19 protein-coding genes are annotated in these 16,808 nt (G+C 60.2%); 2 read left to right on the top strand and 17 right to left on the bottom strand.

Annotated elements, in window-relative coordinates:
- Positions 1–57: 57 nt before the first annotated feature.
- From plsX to GOB82_RS05400, 3 genes are all read right to left on the bottom strand, one after another.
- Positions 58–1,164: a phosphate acyltransferase PlsX gene (plsX, locus tag GOB82_RS05390; RefSeq protein ID WP_166120683.1), complete on the bottom strand. Its 1,107-nt coding sequence runs from the start codon at positions 1,162–1,164 to the stop codon at positions 58–60.
- A gap of 78 nt (positions 1,165–1,242) precedes the next feature.
- Complete coding sequence (gene rpmF / locus GOB82_RS05395; protein WP_035380917.1) at positions 1,243–1,446, bottom strand: 50S ribosomal protein L32; 204 nt, start codon at positions 1,444–1,446, stop codon at positions 1,243–1,245.
- 158 nt (positions 1,447–1,604) lie between these two features.
- Positions 1,605–2,159, bottom strand: coding sequence for a YceD family protein (locus GOB82_RS05400; RefSeq protein WP_166120686.1), 555 nt, complete (start codon positions 2,157–2,159; stop codon positions 1,605–1,607).
- 257 nt (positions 2,160–2,416) lie between these two features.
- Between GOB82_RS05400 and GOB82_RS05405 the strand changes: the two genes are divergently transcribed.
- Positions 2,417–2,974, top strand: coding sequence for an outer membrane protein assembly factor BamE (locus GOB82_RS05405; protein WP_166120689.1), 558 nt, complete (start codon positions 2,417–2,419; stop codon positions 2,972–2,974).
- A gap of 14 nt (positions 2,975–2,988) precedes the next feature.
- On the opposite strand, the gene GOB82_RS05410 is transcribed toward GOB82_RS05405, so the two are convergent.
- From GOB82_RS05410 to def, 5 genes are read right to left on the bottom strand one after another with little or no spacing between them, the layout of a single operon-like run.
- Positions 2,989–4,368 carry a sensor histidine kinase gene (locus tag GOB82_RS05410; RefSeq protein WP_166120692.1) on the bottom strand — a complete coding sequence of 460 codons (1,380 nt, stop codon included), beginning with the start codon at positions 4,366–4,368 and terminating at the stop codon, positions 2,989–2,991.
- A 21-nt stretch (positions 4,369–4,389) separates the two neighbouring features.
- Entirely contained in the window at positions 4,390–5,121 is a 732-nt protein-coding gene (locus tag GOB82_RS05415) for a response regulator (RefSeq protein ID WP_166120695.1), read from the bottom strand.
- Positions 5,111–5,641 (bottom strand): MarR family winged helix-turn-helix transcriptional regulator, encoded by a 531-nt coding sequence (locus GOB82_RS05420; RefSeq protein WP_166120697.1) that lies wholly within the window; start codon positions 5,639–5,641, stop codon positions 5,111–5,113. The genes GOB82_RS05415 and GOB82_RS05420 overlap by 11 nt, the downstream gene beginning before the upstream one ends.
- 33 nt (positions 5,642–5,674) lie before the next feature.
- The gene (locus GOB82_RS05425) at positions 5,675–6,355 is read right to left on the bottom strand and encodes a ubiquinone biosynthesis protein COQ9 (protein ID WP_166120700.1); all 681 of its coding nucleotides are present in this window, start codon (positions 6,353–6,355) and stop codon (positions 5,675–5,677) included.
- A complete protein-coding gene (gene def, locus GOB82_RS05430; RefSeq protein ID WP_166120703.1) occupies positions 6,352–6,882 on the bottom strand; it encodes a peptide deformylase in 531 nt (176 codons plus the stop codon). The genes GOB82_RS05425 and def overlap by 4 nt, the downstream gene beginning before the upstream one ends.
- 203 nt (positions 6,883–7,085) lie before the next feature.
- On the opposite strand from def, the gene rpsU reads away from it, so the two are divergent.
- Positions 7,086–7,289: a 30S ribosomal protein S21 gene (gene rpsU, locus GOB82_RS05435; RefSeq protein ID WP_006557524.1), complete on the top strand. Its 204-nt coding sequence runs from the start codon at positions 7,086–7,088 to the stop codon at positions 7,287–7,289.
- A 224-nt stretch (positions 7,290–7,513) separates the two neighbouring features.
- Here the strand turns inward: rpsU and GOB82_RS05440 are convergent, their stop codons facing one another.
- The 9 genes from GOB82_RS05440 to ffh form a co-directional block, all read right to left on the bottom strand.
- Positions 7,514–9,661 (bottom strand): prolyl oligopeptidase family serine peptidase, encoded by a 2,148-nt coding sequence (locus GOB82_RS05440; RefSeq protein WP_242007215.1) that lies wholly within the window; start codon positions 9,659–9,661, stop codon positions 7,514–7,516.
- Positions 9,662–9,837: 176 nt separating this feature from the next.
- Positions 9,838–10,956, bottom strand: coding sequence for a 3-isopropylmalate dehydrogenase (gene leuB / locus GOB82_RS05445; protein ID WP_166120705.1), 1,119 nt, complete (start codon positions 10,954–10,956; stop codon positions 9,838–9,840).
- Positions 10,957–10,971: 15 nt separating this feature from the next.
- A complete protein-coding gene (gene leuD / locus GOB82_RS05450) occupies positions 10,972–11,595 on the bottom strand; it encodes a 3-isopropylmalate dehydratase small subunit (protein ID WP_166120708.1) in 624 nt (207 codons plus the stop codon).
- Entirely contained in the window at positions 11,595–12,998 is a 1,404-nt protein-coding gene (gene leuC, locus GOB82_RS05455) for a 3-isopropylmalate dehydratase large subunit (protein WP_166120711.1), read from the bottom strand. Before leuC ends, leuD begins: the two co-directional genes overlap by 1 nt.
- Positions 12,999–13,262: 264 nt before the next feature.
- The gene (gene rplS / locus GOB82_RS05460; protein ID WP_166120714.1) at positions 13,263–13,640 is read right to left on the bottom strand and encodes a 50S ribosomal protein L19; all 378 of its coding nucleotides are present in this window, start codon (positions 13,638–13,640) and stop codon (positions 13,263–13,265) included.
- Between the two features lie 14 nt (positions 13,641–13,654).
- On the bottom strand, positions 13,655–14,407 hold the full coding sequence (gene trmD / locus GOB82_RS05465) for a tRNA (guanosine(37)-N1)-methyltransferase TrmD (RefSeq protein ID WP_166120717.1): 753 nt from the start codon (positions 14,405–14,407) through the stop codon (positions 13,655–13,657).
- Complete coding sequence (gene rimM / locus GOB82_RS05470; protein ID WP_166120720.1) at positions 14,404–14,946, bottom strand: ribosome maturation factor RimM; 543 nt, start codon at positions 14,944–14,946, stop codon at positions 14,404–14,406. Before rimM ends, trmD begins: the two co-directional genes overlap by 4 nt.
- Positions 14,947–14,974: 28 nt before the next feature.
- Positions 14,975–15,325: a 30S ribosomal protein S16 gene (gene rpsP / locus GOB82_RS05475; RefSeq protein ID WP_166120723.1), complete on the bottom strand. Its 351-nt coding sequence runs from the start codon at positions 15,323–15,325 to the stop codon at positions 14,975–14,977.
- Between the two features lie 48 nt (positions 15,326–15,373).
- Entirely contained in the window at positions 15,374–16,768 is a 1,395-nt protein-coding gene (gene ffh / locus GOB82_RS05480; RefSeq protein ID WP_166121097.1) for a signal recognition particle protein, read from the bottom strand.
- Between the last annotated feature and the right edge of the window lie 40 nt (positions 16,769–16,808).

Raw genomic sequence — 16,808 nt, forward strand, 5'->3', positions numbered from 1 at the left:
CGGCTTCAAACCCGGCTTTCTAGGCTGCCTGACGAACAGTGGCCCGAACCTGTCTGGTCAGGACGCTGTCTCCTCAGACTCACGCTCCAGCGAAGCCTGATGCCGGGAAAGAAGCGCCCCCATGTGGGTCAGACGCTCACGAATACTCTCGTTAAACCCATGCGTGACCATGTCCATGGCCACATCCACAGCCGCGGCAAACCCCTCGGCATCCGTGCCGCCATGGGATTTCACCACCACGCCATTCAGGCCGACAAACACCGCGCCATTATAGCGGCGCGGGTCAAGCCATTCCTTCATGCGCTCAAGGCCGGGGCGAACGAGCAGATAACCGATTTTGGAAATAATGCCGCGATTGAAAACCTGCCGAAGCAGAGAGCTGGCCATTTTCAGCGCGCCCTCACCCGTCTTGAGCGCCACGTTCCCGGTAAAACCGTCTGTCACCACCACATCGGTTGTACCCGCTGTAATGTCATGACCTTCGATAAACCCATGGAACTGGGCGGCAAGGGGGCTTTCACGCAGGGCTTCCGAGGCCACGCGCAGCTTCTCATCCCCTTTCAGTTCTTCCGAACCGATATTGAGAAGCCCGATACGGGGAGCAGGAAGGCCGAGAACAGCCTTCGCAAAGGCTTCCCCCATCACGGCAAATTCAACCAGATTGCGCCAGTCACAGGACACATTGGCCCCGAGATCCAGCATGACCACATCACCCTTGATCGTCGGGCTGATGGCCGCCATGGCCGGGCGGGAAATGCCGGGCATGGTTTTCACGACAATCTTGGCCAGCGCCAGCATGGCGCCACTGTTCCCTGCGGAAACAACGCCTTTGGCGCGGCCACTCGCCACGGCATCCATCCCCAGACGCATGGAAGACTGGCGCACACGCAGGGCTGCGGTGGGTTTCATATCCATGGGGATGGAGGCATCTGTATGCCAGATGGTGCAGATGGCTTCCGCCTTGGGATGCTTCGCCAGAAGTGGGCGAAGCTGTGCTTCATCACCAATCAGAAGCACACGCATCCCGGGATGGCGATCAGCTGCAATGGCAAGCCCGGCAACGACCACATCGGGAGCTCCGTCCCCCCCCATCCCATCAACCGCGAGGCTGAAAACCTCACTCTGCGCAGAAAGGGGATTATCGGAAATCTCTCTATTGCTCATGCCTGCTTCTCTGCCATGCCGCAGATGCCTTACTCCCGTACAACTGCATTACCTTATGGCAATGCACGCCGCATGCCATCAGGCGCGAACAGCGACTTTCAGTGCCTTGCCCGCAGCAATCACTTCACGACCATCATAGTGGCCGCAGTGGCTGCAGATGTTGTGCGGGCGCTTCAGCTCACCACAGTTGGAGCATTCGGCATAAGCCTCCACACGCAGAGCCTCATGGCTGCGACGCATGCCACGACGTGAAGGCGAAGTTTTTCTTTTGGGTACAGCCATGGGACCGAGCCCCTCCAAACAGATCAAAGACTACCGGCACCATGGACAATCCATACCACCGACAAGACAAAACAGGTTAATCACCAGATTGAGGGCGGCCTCTAGCAGAGAGCCGCCCCTTTCGCAAGCAAGAGCGCAATAAAACCTGCCGTGGCAGCTCAGCCATCTTTCCGGCGCAGCCGCGCAAGATCGGCAAACGGATTCACTTTTTTCTCCGCTGCCGCCTGCTCAGCAAGCTTTTCAGCCTCTTCCTCACTGATCACAAGCCCTGCTGGCACACTGGCGTCCGGAGCATGAGGGTATGGCTCCAGATCCAGTGCAAACTGCTCAACCGCAGCTTCACCAAGGTCTATCGATTCTCCTTCATAGGGAATCTCATCCAGAGCTTCCAGATCAGGGGCAGCACTTTCTTCAAAATGCTCTTCGGGCACAAACTGCACGGCAAAGGAGCCTGCGAGCATATCCTCAAACGGCTCAAGCGTGAGCACGCAGGTCTGCACGAAGCGCACGGCAAGGGCACCGTGAGCCGAAACAATATCCCGCCGCCCCAAAGACAACGTATATTTGCAGCGAAACATGCTGATTTCAGGCAGCCCCAGCCGCCTGGCAATCTGCCCGCATTCCTCGGGGGTTGCCTCTACCGTGATATCCATTCCTGCCGCACCGATTCGACGCACGGCAACGGGGCGGGAAAATTCCGGCTTGTGGAGCATGGAAACCTCCTGAAACAGTCGCTTCTGAAAAAACAGATCAGGCCTCCGGCATGAAATTTGCACGAAGGCCTCCCGCAGCCCTAACATAAAGCGCCCGCAGCGCAATGATCTGCTTGCAAACTGTGCCCCCGCGCAATTCAGGAATTGACGCACAGGGCCTGTTCGGGCATCGGACAGGGTAGGTCTTCCTGCATGCCGCAGCCTGAAAGATCATACCTTCTCAGAGTGACCGCAAGATTTGGGGATGCCTTACTGACATGACACCGCACCGCAAGAAAAGCATGACGCGCCTCAGCACCACCTGTGGTGCGCTGGCTGCTGCGTTTGTTATTTCGGGGTGTTCCGTGTTCGCGCCCACGCCCATTCCGCGCGGCTCCCTGATTGAGGCGGATGACTACAACCAGCTTACCCCCGGCACCAGCACACGGGCCGATGCGGTGGATCTTCTGGGCTCCCCCACCACCAAGGGCGCTTTTGACGATAACACATGGATCTATATTTCCATGACCACCTACATGAAGCCGCTGGACTTCCCCGGTATCGACAAGCAGCAGGTGGTGGTTCTCAAATTTGATGGCGCAGGCATGCTGCAGAGCCTGCGCACCCTGAACCGCAAGGACAGCCGCCCTGTCACCATGATCAGTCAGGTGACGCCCACACCGGGCACAAGCATCAACATCCTCCAGCAGATTCTGGGGAATGTGGGCCGCTACAACCCGATGCAGAACATGATGAATTCCGGTGGTGGCGGCGGCACCGGCATGATGGGTGGCAACAGTGGCCCCGGCCACTTTGGCTCAGGCAACACGCTCTAACCTGCCCTGCCCCCTCAGGGCAGGCTGATTTTCACACGCAGCCCCCCAGTGGGTGCGCTTTCCAGTTCCATATCCCCGCCGTGGGCGCGCACAATATCGCGCGCAATGGTCAGGCCCAGGCCGGTACCGCCACCCCGGCCGCTTTCAAATGCCCGGAAAGCGGATTCGCGCCGCTCAGGGCTGATCCCCGGCCCGTCATCATCCACCAGAATGCACACGCCGTCCTGCACGGCATAAGCCGTGACGGCAATGGCCCCGCCATGCCTGCGGGCATTGTCCAGCAGATTGCTCAGGGTGCGCTTCATGGCGTCCGGGCGCATATGAACATGCAGTCCCGGCTGCACCATGACAGCCTCAACCCGAGCCCCGGCCCTGCGCGCGGCCGTCACAACATCCTCAATGAACGGCTGCATCTCCACATCTTCCGGCGTTTCGGCTCCCTCACCACGAGCAAAGGCCAGATAACTGCCAATCATGTGTTCCATCTCGGCCACATCACCAATCATGTCATCCACGTCCTGCTTCAGGTCCTCCCCCCTCACCGTGCCGTGGCGCGGCATCATGGCCAGAGAAAGACGCAGCCGGGTGAGCGGCGTGCGCAGATCATGCGAAACCCCGGCCAGAACGCCCGTACGCTGGGAGACAAAGCGGTAGATGCGGTCCTGCATGCGGTTGAAGGCCACAGCCGCCTTCCGCACCTCCTGCGCCCCTTCCGGGCGGATAGGGCCAATGTCCCGCCCCAACCCGAACTGCTCCGCCGCCCGCGCAAGGCGGCGGATGGCCCGCACCTGATTCCGCATGAACAGGCTGGCCACCACAAACAGCAGGATGGAGCTGCTGAGCGCCCACCCCACAAACAGCCAGATCTGCCCCATATCAAGCCGCTTGCGCGGGGCATCTACCTCCAGCACGCCATCGGGCAGCTGAATGGCAATTTTCACCGTATGCGGGTCATTCTTCCAGTTCACAAAAAACGGATAATCAATGGCTGCATCAAGCGCGTGGGCCAGATCATCATCCATCGGGCCGGTAATGTGATTGAAACCGAAGCGGTGCAGGCGGGCACCGGGGCGCCATGTTTCCACCAGTTGCAGGTGGTCCCGCGCCTGCGCGACAAACCAGTCCTTGTCACTGCGTTTCTGCAAATGCTCCAAGGCATTGAGGGAGAGCACGATGTCCGATGTCACGCTATCAGACAGACGCCGGGAAACAACCTTGAGAAAGTTTCCGTAGAACAGTTCCAGCGAGATTGCCTGAGTCACGAGCAGCGGAATCAGCACAATCAGCAGGGAGCGCCCCAGCATGGAGCGCGGCAAGACACGCCGCACGGATTTTTCCATCGTGCGGGATGTCAGCACCCGTGCCGGGAACAAGCTGAGTGTGCGCTTTTTCATGCCCGCTGCCCCGGGCCTCCCTTACTGCACGCCGGGCTTGAGCACATAGCCGCGCCCACGAATGGTGTGCAGAAAGCGCGGTTCACGCGGGTCTGGCTCAATCCGCCGCCGCAGGCGCGTAACCTGCACATCCACCGCCCGTTCCCCAATTTCCGCCATATCCAGCGCGCGAGCTATTTCTTCGCGCGTAAAAACCTCATTCGGCCGCCGTGCCAGCACAGACAGAAGCGCGGCCTCCCCTCCTGTCAGATGCACATTGCCAGCCGGACTGGACAGCAGGGCGCGGACGGGATCGAACTCCTTCTCACCCAGTCTGATAATCCGCAGATTATCAGACGCAGGAACCGGGGCCAGCCGCCGCAAATGCGCCTTGAGCCGCAGCAGCAGTTCGCGCGGTTCAAAGGGTTTGCCCAGATAATCATCCGCCCCGGCTTCCAGCCCGGAAATCCGGTCGGCAGGTTCCCCCCGCGCTGTCAGCAGGACAATCGGCAGGTCCTGCCCCGCCTCCCGCAGGGCGCGTGTAAGCTCAAGCCCTGTCTCCCCCGGCATGGTCACATCCAGCACCATGGCGTCCGGCTGGATACCCTGCAAAGCCTGACGGGCTTCCGCAGCACTGGCCGCCACGCTGATGCGAAACCCCTGCTCGGACAGATAGCGTTGCAGCAGGCGCCTCAGCCGTGGGTCATCATCCACCACAATCACATGCGGAGCCATTCCATCTTCGGGCACAATATCGTGGTGGTTACGTGCCATTGCGTCCCTTCCTCCGTCCTGCCGCATCATCGGCCATCATGGCCCGGCTGCTCTCGGAAAGCATCCCCCGCATCACCCGGCGGAAGCCTTCCACCGCAGGACCTCCCGCCTCCCGATACGCCGCACTCAGCCTTTGCCGCACCACGGCAAAAAGCCGTGCCTCAACAGCCTGCCCTTCCTTGCTGAGCCGCAAGAGCCGCTGCCTCCGGTCCCGCAGCGCGGTTTCACTCTCCAGATAGCCTCGCTCCTGCAATTCCCCCAGCGTGCGCCCAAGGCTCTGCTTTGTCACACCCAGACTCTCCTGCAGGCGGTTGACCGGAATACCGGGGCTGAACGCCAACACCTGCAAAACCCTGTAATGAGCGCTCCCGAGCTTTTCTTCTGTCAGAATCGGTTCAAGGGCTGCGGCCATATCGCGCGCGGCCAGAAACATCATGGTCTGGGCCAGACGCAACTGCTCTTCCCGCAGAAAGAGCAGACCGGCTCCGGCCTCATCATGCGGGCGAAATCCGTTATTCATGCAGCACGCGCCACCCCATGCACCCGCCTGCTCTTATGCCGTGGCAGAGTGTGCGGAGGCAGGCCGTGGGGGAGCAGAGCGGCCACTCAGCCGTGCGCGCCATTTACCCAGACGCAGCACACCGGCCAGACGGCGGTCCACAAACGCTGCCATTGCGGCTTCATCCTGCCCGCGCGCCAGCCAGAACAGCAGAGTCGCACCATAAACGCCCCCCAGCGTGAGGCGCTTGGTCACATATGTCAGCCCCTCAGACTCGTCCTGCGCCGCCTGCCAGAACGCATTGACGGTCCGCATCAGGCTGCGGCGCAGCCCGCCCCGCGCGCAGGGCGTTGCCAGCACGGCCAGGCCGCTTCTGGTTGCGGCCCGCATGGCCCTGTCCGCCGGCAGGCGCAGCAGAAGCGCCTGCCGCACACGCTGGCTCAGGCGCGGTTCGGTGGTGCCCAGCATGGCCGCAACCATGTCGCGATCACACAAATCGGACCAGTATTCGACCATTTCCGCCGGTCCGCCCGGGAAAAACAGGTCTGCTTCCAGCCCGGCCACCTCACGCAGCACGGCCAGACTCCACCCGCGCTCCCCGGCGACTGCCGCCAGCTTTCTCACAGCCTCATCCCGCACGGAGTCACGCGCTATGGGCGCTGGCATGCTACCGGTGGCAAGCCCTGCCACGGCAAGAGAAACAGCCTGCTCGACCCTGCCCCATCCTGTGATCATGTCCGCACTCCGTATCGCATTATTTCGGTGTCAAATCCGAGCTTTCCCAGATCCTTCATTCGCATGGGATAAAGAATCCCGTCCAGATGATCCATTTCATGCTGCATGACATTCGCCCGAAACCCGGACGCAATGCCTTCCACCGGCTTTCCCACGTGGTCATATCCCGCATAGCGGACCTGCCTGTAACGCGGAACTTCTCCACGCAGGCCGGGAATAGACAGGCATCCTTCCATCCTCTGGACCCTCTCATCCCCCACCGGTTCCAGAACGGGGTTGATGAGAACCTGCACGCCACAGGGCGGGTCATCCTCCCCCTCACTCCGCCCTTCGGGCACGGAATAGAGAAAAAGTCTTTTTGCAACATGGACTTGCGGAGCAGCCAGCCCGACACCCCCGGCATCCTCCAGCGTTTCCATCATATCAAGAACAAGGCGCCGGACCTCAGGGCCGTTAACATCCTCAATCTCATCCGCCCGCCGGAGCAGAACCGGGTGCCCCATCCGGGCAATTTTCAAAACAGCCACGCCGCTCTCCTTGCCGTCCTGCCAAATAACTCACAGGAGTTTGTTATCCAGAGGCAAGAACGAATTGTGTCTTTATGCAAGCCCGTGCTATAGACGCCGCCAATAGAGGAATCGGCAGCGTGAGAGTGCTGCATCGATTCTTTTTCCATATCACTTCAAAACCGGGTTTATCCGGGTTTTCTGAAACAGGGGTTAGTGGCCAAGTGCACGTTCTCGTCCGTGACAACAATGTCGATCAGGCTCTTAAAGCGCTCAAGAAGAAAATGCAGCGTGAAGGCATCTTCCGTGAAATGAAGCTGCGTCGTCATTTCGAAAAGCCTTCCGAACGCAAAGCGCGTGAGTCTGCCGAGGCCGTGCGCCGCGCCCGCAAGATGGAACGCAAGCGTCTGGAGCGTGAAGGCTTCTAAAGCTTCCGCACACAACGTTTTAAAAAGGCCGGGACACAGCATGTGCTCCGGCCTTTTTTATTGCCCGGCGGCCTCTTGCCCAACAGGCGCCTGCACGCCTCCCCCCACCAGACGGCTCCAGTCAGACTGCCCCTCCAGCCCCGGAGCACATCAGGAACAGCCACGGCCTTAGCCCTGCCTGCCCCTGATACGCCCGGCACCGCCAAACGCTGGTCAGGCCGCGCTTAGTCCGCATCCATCAGATGATGAGAGAGATAGACGGCTTCCAGCGCCCGTTCATGCGCCACTTCCGGTGCGTTCACCGTGCCGGAATGCCCACCTTCAATATCTTCATAATAGAAGAATGGTTTCCCCAGTGCTTCCAACCGCGCCGCAAAGCGCCGGGCATGCACGGGGCCGACCCGATCATCACTGGTTGCCGTGAAAATGAATGGCTCCGGGTAAGAGACATCGGCTTTCAGATGCTGCACGGGAGAAATGGAGCGCAGGAACGCAGCCTCCGCAGGGACAGACATGGACCCATATTCCGCAGCCCAGGACGCCCCGGCGGACATCGTTTCAAAATGCTCCATATCCAGCAGCGGCACACCGATAATCACGGCGTTCCACAAATCCGGATGCTGGGTCATTTCCACACCGGAGAGCAGGCCACCATTGGAGCGCCCGCGAATACCCAGATGGCGCGGGGATGTTATCTTGCGGTTAATCAGGTCCCGCCCGACAGAGGCAAAATCATCATACACCTTCTGCCGCCCGGATTTCCGGCCTGCCTCGTGCCATGCGGGGCCAAACTCTCCGCCGCCCCGGATATTGGCCACCACATACACCCCGCCCCGCTCCAGCCAGAGCTGCCCCACTTCCGGCGCGTAAAGCGGCGTGTAAGAAACCTGAAAGCCACCATAGGCTGTCAGCAGGGTCGGGTTCGCACCGTTCAGCTTCATGTCCTTGCGGTGCACAATAAAATACGGAATGCGTGTGCCGTCTGTTGAGTGGGTCCAGAACTGCTCCGTCACCAGAGCATCGGTTTTGAACCGCGCCGGAGCCGAGCGCACCTTGTGAGGTTGCCCCTTCCCTTCCAGCAGCCAGAGCTGGAGCGGTTCAAGATAGCCTTCCACACTCAGATAGGCCGTGTCTGAAGTGCGGTCCGTATCCACAATATGCACAGATGTCATGTCCGGCAGCGCAAGCCGCTCGGCCTGCCACGCCTTGCCCGGCTGAGTGGGGGTAAAGCGCATGGCGCGCCCGCGCACATTATCAAACAGACTGACCAGAACGGTATTTTTCGTCACACCCACCTGATCGATCGACTGAGAGGGACCGGGTGTGAAAATCACCTCCACGCCCTGTTCCGCAGCAGCCGGGTTCACTGAAATCAGGCTGCCCGCGGGAATGGGCGCATGTCCATCCGGGTGCCAGTCTTCCTCAACTGACACAATCAGGCGGCCTTTCATCAGCCCCTGCACTTCACTCTTCGCCGGCAGGGCGAGCCAATGCAGTTGCCCGTTCTCCACCACGGCATAGCGTGTTTCAAAGAACGTCACGTTCCGCTGAATCATGACAAGCTGATGCCCATCACCATCTGTCAGCACCATCGGCGTGACCGCCATATCGGAGGCCTCGCCCCGGAACAGCTCTTTCTCCTGCCCCGGCGCGGCACCACGGATCATGGTTTTAACCACAAACGGGTATCCTGACGGCGTCAGGGTCGTGCCTTTTCCATCCCAGTCCCGAGCCAGCAGGATGGTATTTTCATCCACCCAGGCCACCGTCTGTTTGGAACGGGAGAAGACAAACCCACCCTGCACAAACTGCCCGGTTGTGGTGTTGAACTCCCTCAGCGTTTCCGCATCTTCCCCGCCATTGGAGAGTGCCACAAGGCAATGCTCATCCGCTGGGGCAAGGCAGTTCGCCCCCTTGAAGACCCAGTTGACTCCGTCCTGCTTTGCCAACGCATCAACATCCAGCCGCACGGTCCAGTCTGGTGTTTTTTTGAGGTAGGACGCACGGCTGGTTTCACGCCAGATCCCGTGTGGATGCTCCGCATCCTGCCAGAAATTCCAGATCGCCCCATTCATGAAAGAGGGCATGGCCAGCCGGTCCGGTGCCTGAAGGCCCGCCAGCACCTTTTTATAAAACCCGGCATAGCGCGGGTCTTTTTCCAGCGTGCCGGTGGTATGGCTGTTCTGGGCGCGCACCCACGCCATAGCCTGCTGCCCGTGGATCTCATCCAGAAAGACCGTGTCTGTTTTTGCCGTGATGGCTGGTGCTTCAGCAGGCCCGGTTTCCGCTGCCCATGCCAGTCCGCCTGTTGCGGCTCCGGCCATGACAAGCGCCGAGGCAGCCCCTGTCAGAATCCAACGTCCAAAACGCATGTCCATTATTCCCGAAAATGTCTCATATCCCGTGCAGACTGTTTTTCCACCGTATTGAAAAACAATCCACCCATTCCTGAAACAAACCGGCTCAGAACAAGAAAAAGCCCCCGGCGTGGTCACACCGGAGGCTTGAGGCTTTCAGGCTACGTAAGAATTTTTACAGAAAGCAGGCGTTAGCCCTGAAGCTTGTCCAGTTCCCGAACGATAGCTTCACCCATGACTGACGTGCCCACACGGGCCATCCCTTCGCTCATGATGTCCGCCGTGCGCAGGCCGCTTTCCAGCACACGGGAGACGGCCTCTTCCACCATCTGTGCATCTTCCTGAAGATCGAAGGAATAGCGCAGCAGCATGGCGAAGGAGAGGATCTGCGCAATCGGGTTGGCAATCCCCTGCCCGGCAATATCCGGTGCGCTGCCGTGAATGGGTTCATACAGCGCCGGGCTTTTGCCATTGGCCTGCACCGCCCCCAGCGTTGCGGAGGGCAGCATACCGAGGCTGCCAGTCAGCATGGAGGCCAGATCGGAGAGAATATCTCCAAACAGATTACCGGTAACAATCACATCAAACTGGCGCGGATTCCGCACAAGCTGCATGGCGCAGTTATCAGCCAGCATATGGGAGAGTGTGACATCCGAGAATTCCCGCGCGTGAAGATCGGTCACAACCTCTTTCCACAGCAGGCCACTTTCCATCACGTTGCATTTTTCAACGGAGCAGACATGGTTTGAACGCTTGCGGGCCATTTCAAAGGCAACACGCGCCACGCGTTCAATTTCCGATGTTGTATACACTTCGGTGTTCACACCCCGGCGTGAGCCGTCCGCCAGCGTTTCAATGCCGCGCGGGTTCCCAAAGTAAATGCCGCCCACAGTCTCACGGACAATCATGATGTCCAGACCACGCACCACGTCAGGCTTGAGGGTGCTGGCATCCACCAGTGCATCAAACACCTTGGCGGGGCGCAGGTTGGCAAACAGTTCCAGTTCCTGCCGCAGTTTGAGAATCGCCACTTCCGGGCGCTTGTCAAACCCGACATGGCTCCAGCGCGGGTCCCCCACGGAGCCGAACAGAACGGCATCCGCCTCACGCGCTTTTTCAATCACCTCATTACGGATCGGCACGCCATATTCAGCCAGAGAGGCGCCACCCACCAGATCTTCCGTCACCTCAAACGTCAGGCCACGGTTCTTTTCCAGCCAGGTGATAACGCGGCCAACTTCGCGCATCACTTCCGGGCCAATACCATCTCCGGGCAGAACAAGCAGTTTTCTGGCAGGCTGAGCACTCATGGGTTTTTCCAACTTTCAATCCAGGGTGATGACAGGCATCCAGGGGCGTTCCCCGACAACCTTCTGTTCGTAGGATTTAATTTCGCTCTCGTGCTGAAGCGTCTGCCCAATATCATCCAGCCCTTCAAGCAGCATGTGCTTGCGGAACGGATCAATCTCGAACGGCACTTCCTCACCACCGGGGCGAATAACCACCTGGCGCGGCAGGTCAATGGTCAGCCGCGCATTGCTGCCCATGCTGGAATCCGCCATGAGCAGCTCACACACATCACGCGGCAGGCTGATCGGCAGAATGCCGTTCTTGAAGCAGTTATTGAAGAAAATATCGGCAAAAGACGGCGCAATCACGCAGCGGATGCCAAAATCAAGCAACGCCCAGGGCGCATGCTCGCGGGAAGAGCCGCAACCCAGATTGTCATAGGTGACAAGAATTTCCGCGTGCCGCCACGGTTCCTGATTCAGGATGAAATCCGGGTTTTCAGAACCGTCCGGCCGATAACGCATGCTGTCAAACGCATGTTTGCCCAAGCCTGTGCGCCGTGTGGTTTTCAGAAACCGGGCCGGAATAATCTTGTCCGTATCAATGTTATCTTCCGGCAAAGCCGCAGCAACAGCAGACAGCGTGGTAAATTTTTCCATCAGACCAGCTCCCTCGCGTCCGTCAGGCAGCCTGTCACAGCCGCCGCCGCCGCCATGGCCGGAGAGAGCAGATGTGTCCGCCCGCCCGGGCCCTGACGCCCTTCAAAATTCCGGTTGGAGGTGGAGGCACAGCGCTGCCCCGGTGTCAGCCTGTCCGGGTTCATGCCCAGACACATGGAGCACCCGGCCTCACGCCATTCAAACCCGGCATCCAGAAAAATCCGGTCCAGACCTTCTTCTTCCGCCTGCCGCTTCACCAGACCGGAGCCCGGCACAATCATGGCGCGCACGCCCTCGGCCACCTTGCGGCCCGCAGCCACCTGAGCCGCGGCCCGCAGGTCTTCAATCCGGCTGTTGGTGCAGGAGCCAATGAACACGACATCCACCGGTGTTCCGGCAATTTTCTGCCCGGCCTCAAGCCCCATATACTCCAGCATACGCTGCATCTGCACACGTTTGGACTCGTCAGCCTCCAGAGCCGGGTCCGGCACGGTGCCGGTAATGGGCAGCACCGTTTCCGGGCTGGTGCCCCATGTCAGGCTCGGGGCAATGTCTTCCGCCCGCAGCGTGACATCCTTGTCAAAATGCGCGCCGGGATCAGTTGCCAGTGTGCGCCAGAACGCCACAGCCTTTTCGAAATCCTCTCCCTTGGGAGCAAACGGACGATTACGGACATACGCGAAGGTCGTGTCATCCGGGGCCACAAGCCCGGCGCGGGCACCGGCTTCGATGGACATGTTGCAGATGGTCATCCGCCCGGCCATGTCCAGATCCCGGATGGCGGATCCGGCGAATTCAATAACATGCCCGGTGCCGCCCGCGGTGCCGATATGCCCGATAATGGCCAGCATGATATCCTTGGCGGACACACCCGGACCGGTCTGGCCTTCCACTGTCACCCGCATGTTTTTTGCAGGCCGCTGAAGCAGGGTCTGGGTTGCCATCACATGCTCGACCTCGGATGTGCCGATCCCGAACGCCAGGGAGCCCATCGCGCCGTGGGTGGAGGTATGGGAATCCCCGCACACGATGGTCATGCCCGGCAGGGAAATGCCCTGCTCCGGCCCCACCACATGCACAATACCCTGAGAGGCGGAGAGCAGCGGGAAATACGGAACCCCGAATTCCTTCACATTCCGTTCCAGCGTTTCAATCTGGTTCCGGCTTTCCGGTTCCTCGATAGGCTGGGTGCGGTCGGAAGTGGGAACATTGTGGTCCACCACAGCCATGGTCATTTCAGGATGACGCAGCTTGCGGCCAGCCAGACGCAGGCCTTCAAACGCCTGCGGGCTTGTCACTTCATGAAGAAGGTGACGGTCGATATAAAGGATAGAGGTGCCATCCGGCAAAGTTTCGACAACATGATGATCCCAGATCTTGTCGAATAACGTACGCGGCGCCATGGCCCTCCCCTTTCATGGAACGGCACGGACTCGCGCAGATCAGCCTTGACCCTGCTCCCGCTGCCCGGTGCGCAGCAGGCCTGCGCGCAACAGGATCAAGCGTTTTACCCGGTTTCACGCGGTGCACCGAACAGGTTCAGTCGTGTTCTGACAGACGAAAAACCCGCGCCTTCATCTTCTCAGCACCCAAAAACCCGGCGGGCCGAAGCCCCACCGGGTTTTTGGGGTCAGGCAGACCGGACAGCCGATCTGCTTTGACTGATCTCAGCCAGCGGCAACCACGTCACGCGGGCGTTCTGCAATACGAGCAGACTTACCGCTGCGGCCACGCAGGTAGTACAGCTTCGCACGACGCACCTTACCGCGACGCACAACGTGAATTTCAGCAATGGTCGGTGCATAGAGCGGGAACACACGCTCCACACCTTCACCATTGGAGATCTTGCGCACGGTGAAGTTGCTGTTCAGGCCCTTGTTGGAACGGGCAATCACAACGCCTTCAAACGCCTGAAGACGCTTGCGTTCACCTTCAACAACCTGAACGGACACGCGCACCGTATCTCCGGCTGCGAATTCCGGAACGGCACGAGCGGCTGTCAGGCGAGCGATTTCCGCAGCTTCATACTGCTGAATAATGTTCATTTCGGTATCCTTCCTCAAACCCCAGTTTGGCCTGTCTGCCCGGTTTTTCCGGTGGCAGCAGCCCCATTTTTCTCTGTGCGAGCCAGCCAGGCAGACCACAGGTCCGGCCGTCTTTCCCGCGTGATTTCTTCAGCCTGCTTCTGGCGCCACGCCGCTATGGCCGCGTGGTTTCCTGACAGCAGGACTTCCGGCACGTCCTGACCTTCCCATACAGCAGGACGGGTATAATGAGGATATTCCAGCAGGCCTGCGGAAAAACTTTCCTCAACCCCGCTCTCCTCACTCCCCATCACGCCGGGCAGCAGCCGGATGCAGGCATCCAGCAGCACAAGGGCGGCTGTCTCTCCACCGGACAGAACATAGTCTCCAATGGAAACCTGTTCGATCTCCCGGCTCTGGAGCACACGTTCGTCCACCCCTTCAAACCGGCCACACAGCAGCACGAGACCCGGCCCCTGTGCGTAGCGCTGCACGTCCTGCTGGCGTAGAGGCCGCCCCCGCGGTGTCAGAAACACACGCGGCACGTCTGCTCCGGCCTGCGTTGCAGCCAGAGCGGCATCCACCACATCAGGCCGCATCACCATGCCTGCGCCGCCGCCAAACGGGGAATCATCCACCGCCCGGTGCCGGCCCAGACCATGCTGCCGCAAATCCTGCGCTGAACAGGACCACACGCCCCCTTCCAGCGCACGGCCTGCCAGAGACAACCCCAGCGGGCCGGGGAACATCTCCGGAAACAGCGTCAGCACCGTAGCCTGCCAGCTCACGCGGCAGGCCCCGCTACCTTTGCGGCCCCGACGCCACGCCCCTCCTCACCAGAGACCTCGACCGGGCGAACGATGGTCACCACCCGCCCCTTCGGATCGATCTCCGGCACGCAGGCGCGTGTAAACGGAACCAGCACGCCGCCGGTCAGCTCAAGACTGGCGCCACCGCCGTAATCATGCACCATGACAACCTGCCCCAGAGAGCAGGCTCCCTCCCGCGCCTCCATACCGATCAGATCAGTATGGTAGAATTCTTCTTCCTCAGGCTCGGGCAGAACATCACGCGGCACATAAAGGCGGGTATTCACCAGCGCCTGCGCTGCCGTCCGGTCTGACAGGGGCGTGCCCTGCGCATCGCGCAGTTCCGCCACACCATCCGACCCGCGCCAGCGCAGAGACCATTCCCGCCCTTTTTCATCCAGCAGACCCTTATACGTCTCCAACGCGGCCGCATCGTCCGCGTAGCTGTGCACATGCACAAGGCCACGCACACCATGCGGTCTGCCGACAACGCCTATCAGGATAAGGTCTGCACGCATGATCCGGTCAGCTCAGCTCGCTTTGGCCTCAGGCTGCTGCTTCAGCAGCAGCGGCAGCAGCGGCTGCGCGTGCCTGGGCTTTCTTCTTCGGAGCAGACTGCTTCGGCTGCTCGGCATAAACCGGCTTCGGAGCCAGGCCAGCGTTCCCCAGGAAGCGGGCAACACGGTCCGTGGGCTGTGCGCCCTGAGACAGCCAGTGCGTGATGCGCTCACCCACCAGACGCAGGCGGTCTGCGTGGTCGGAGGGCAGCATCGGGTTGTAGGCACCCACTTTCTCGATAAAACGGCCGTCACGCGGGGAACGGCTGTCGGCCACCACGATGTGGTAGTAAGGACGCTTCTTGGCACCTGCACGGGCAAGACGAATTTTAAGACTCATTCAGACTTCTCCAAAACCCTGAAAAACTTCGAATAGAAACAGGCCGCTTCAGCGGAAGGGACGGCCACCACCCGGCGGCCCTCCTCCCATTCCCTTAGGCATGAGCGCGGACATACCCTGGCGCATGAGACCTTTCATGCCGAGCTTGTTAAAGCGCTTCATCATTGAGGACATCATATCAAACTGCTTGAGCAGCTTGTTGACCTCCTGAACACTTGTTCCAGACCCGGCTGCAATCCGCTTCTTGCGGGACGCCTTGATGATGGCGGGCGCCTTGCGCTCACCTTTGGTCATGGAAGAAATAATGGCCAGATGCGTCTTCAGGATGGTTGTATCAAGGTCCTTGTCCCCAAGGGCTTCCTTGACCTTCCCCATACCCGGCAGCATGCCGACAATTCCGGAAATGGACCCCAGCTTGCTGATCTGCCTGATCTGCGATGCATAATCATCAAGATCGAACTTGCCGGCCATCATCTTCTTGGCCAGCCGTTCCCCTTCTTCATGATCAAGGGTATCAGCCGCTTTTTCCACCAGCCCGGCAATATCGCCCAGCCCGAGAATACGGCCTGCAACACGCTCGGGGTGGAATTCCTCCAGCGCATCCAGCTTTTCACCAGAGCCCGTCAGCTTGATGGGCGCGCCGGTAATGGCCTTCATGGAAAGGGCGGCACCCCCGCGGGCATCACCATCCATACGAGTCATCACAACGCCGGTCACACCCACGGCGTCATTAAACGCTTTTGCGGTGTTCACGGCGTCCTGCCCGGTCATGGCATCCACAACCAGCAGGGTTTCGGCAGGCTGGGTCACGGCGCGAACCTGCCGGACCTCTTCCATCAGGGCTTCGTCTATGGACAGACGGCCTGCGGTATCCAGAATAACAACGTCGTAGCCTTCACGCCGGGCTACATCCATCGCGCGCTGCGCGATTTCAACCGGGGTCTGGCCCGCCACAATCGGCAGGGACGCCACATTGGCCTGCGTGGCAAGCTGGGCAAGCTGCAACTGCGCGGCCGGGCGCTGCGTATCGAGCGATGCCAGCAGCACCTTCTTCCGCTCACGCGTGGAAAGGCGCAGGGCGATCTTGCCGGATGTGGTGGTTTTACCCGACCCCTGCAAACCCACCATCAGGATGGGCACAGGCGGCACGGCGTTCAGAGTGATCGGAACAGCGCCTGCGCCGCCCAGGGCATCAATCAGGGCATCGTTAACAATTTTCGCAACGGCCTGACCGGGGGAAATGCTTTCCAGCACTTCCGCACCCACGGCGCGTTCCTTGACCTTGTTTACGAAGTCCTTGACCACAGGCAGCGCGACGTCTGCATCCAGCATTGCCAGACGGACTTCGCGCATTGCCTCCATCACGTCGGCTTCAGAGAGCGCGCCACGTTTGGCGAGCCCATCAAAAACCCCGGAAAGCCTGCCTGAGAGAGCCTCGAACACCTGCGTAATACCCCAAAAGGAGACGCGCCACTGCGCGAAC

Origin of the sequence: Acetobacter farinalis (genome assembly GCF_011516935.1) — a bacterium.
Classification (GTDB): Bacteria; Pseudomonadota; Alphaproteobacteria; order Acetobacterales; family Acetobacteraceae; genus Acetobacter; species Acetobacter farinalis.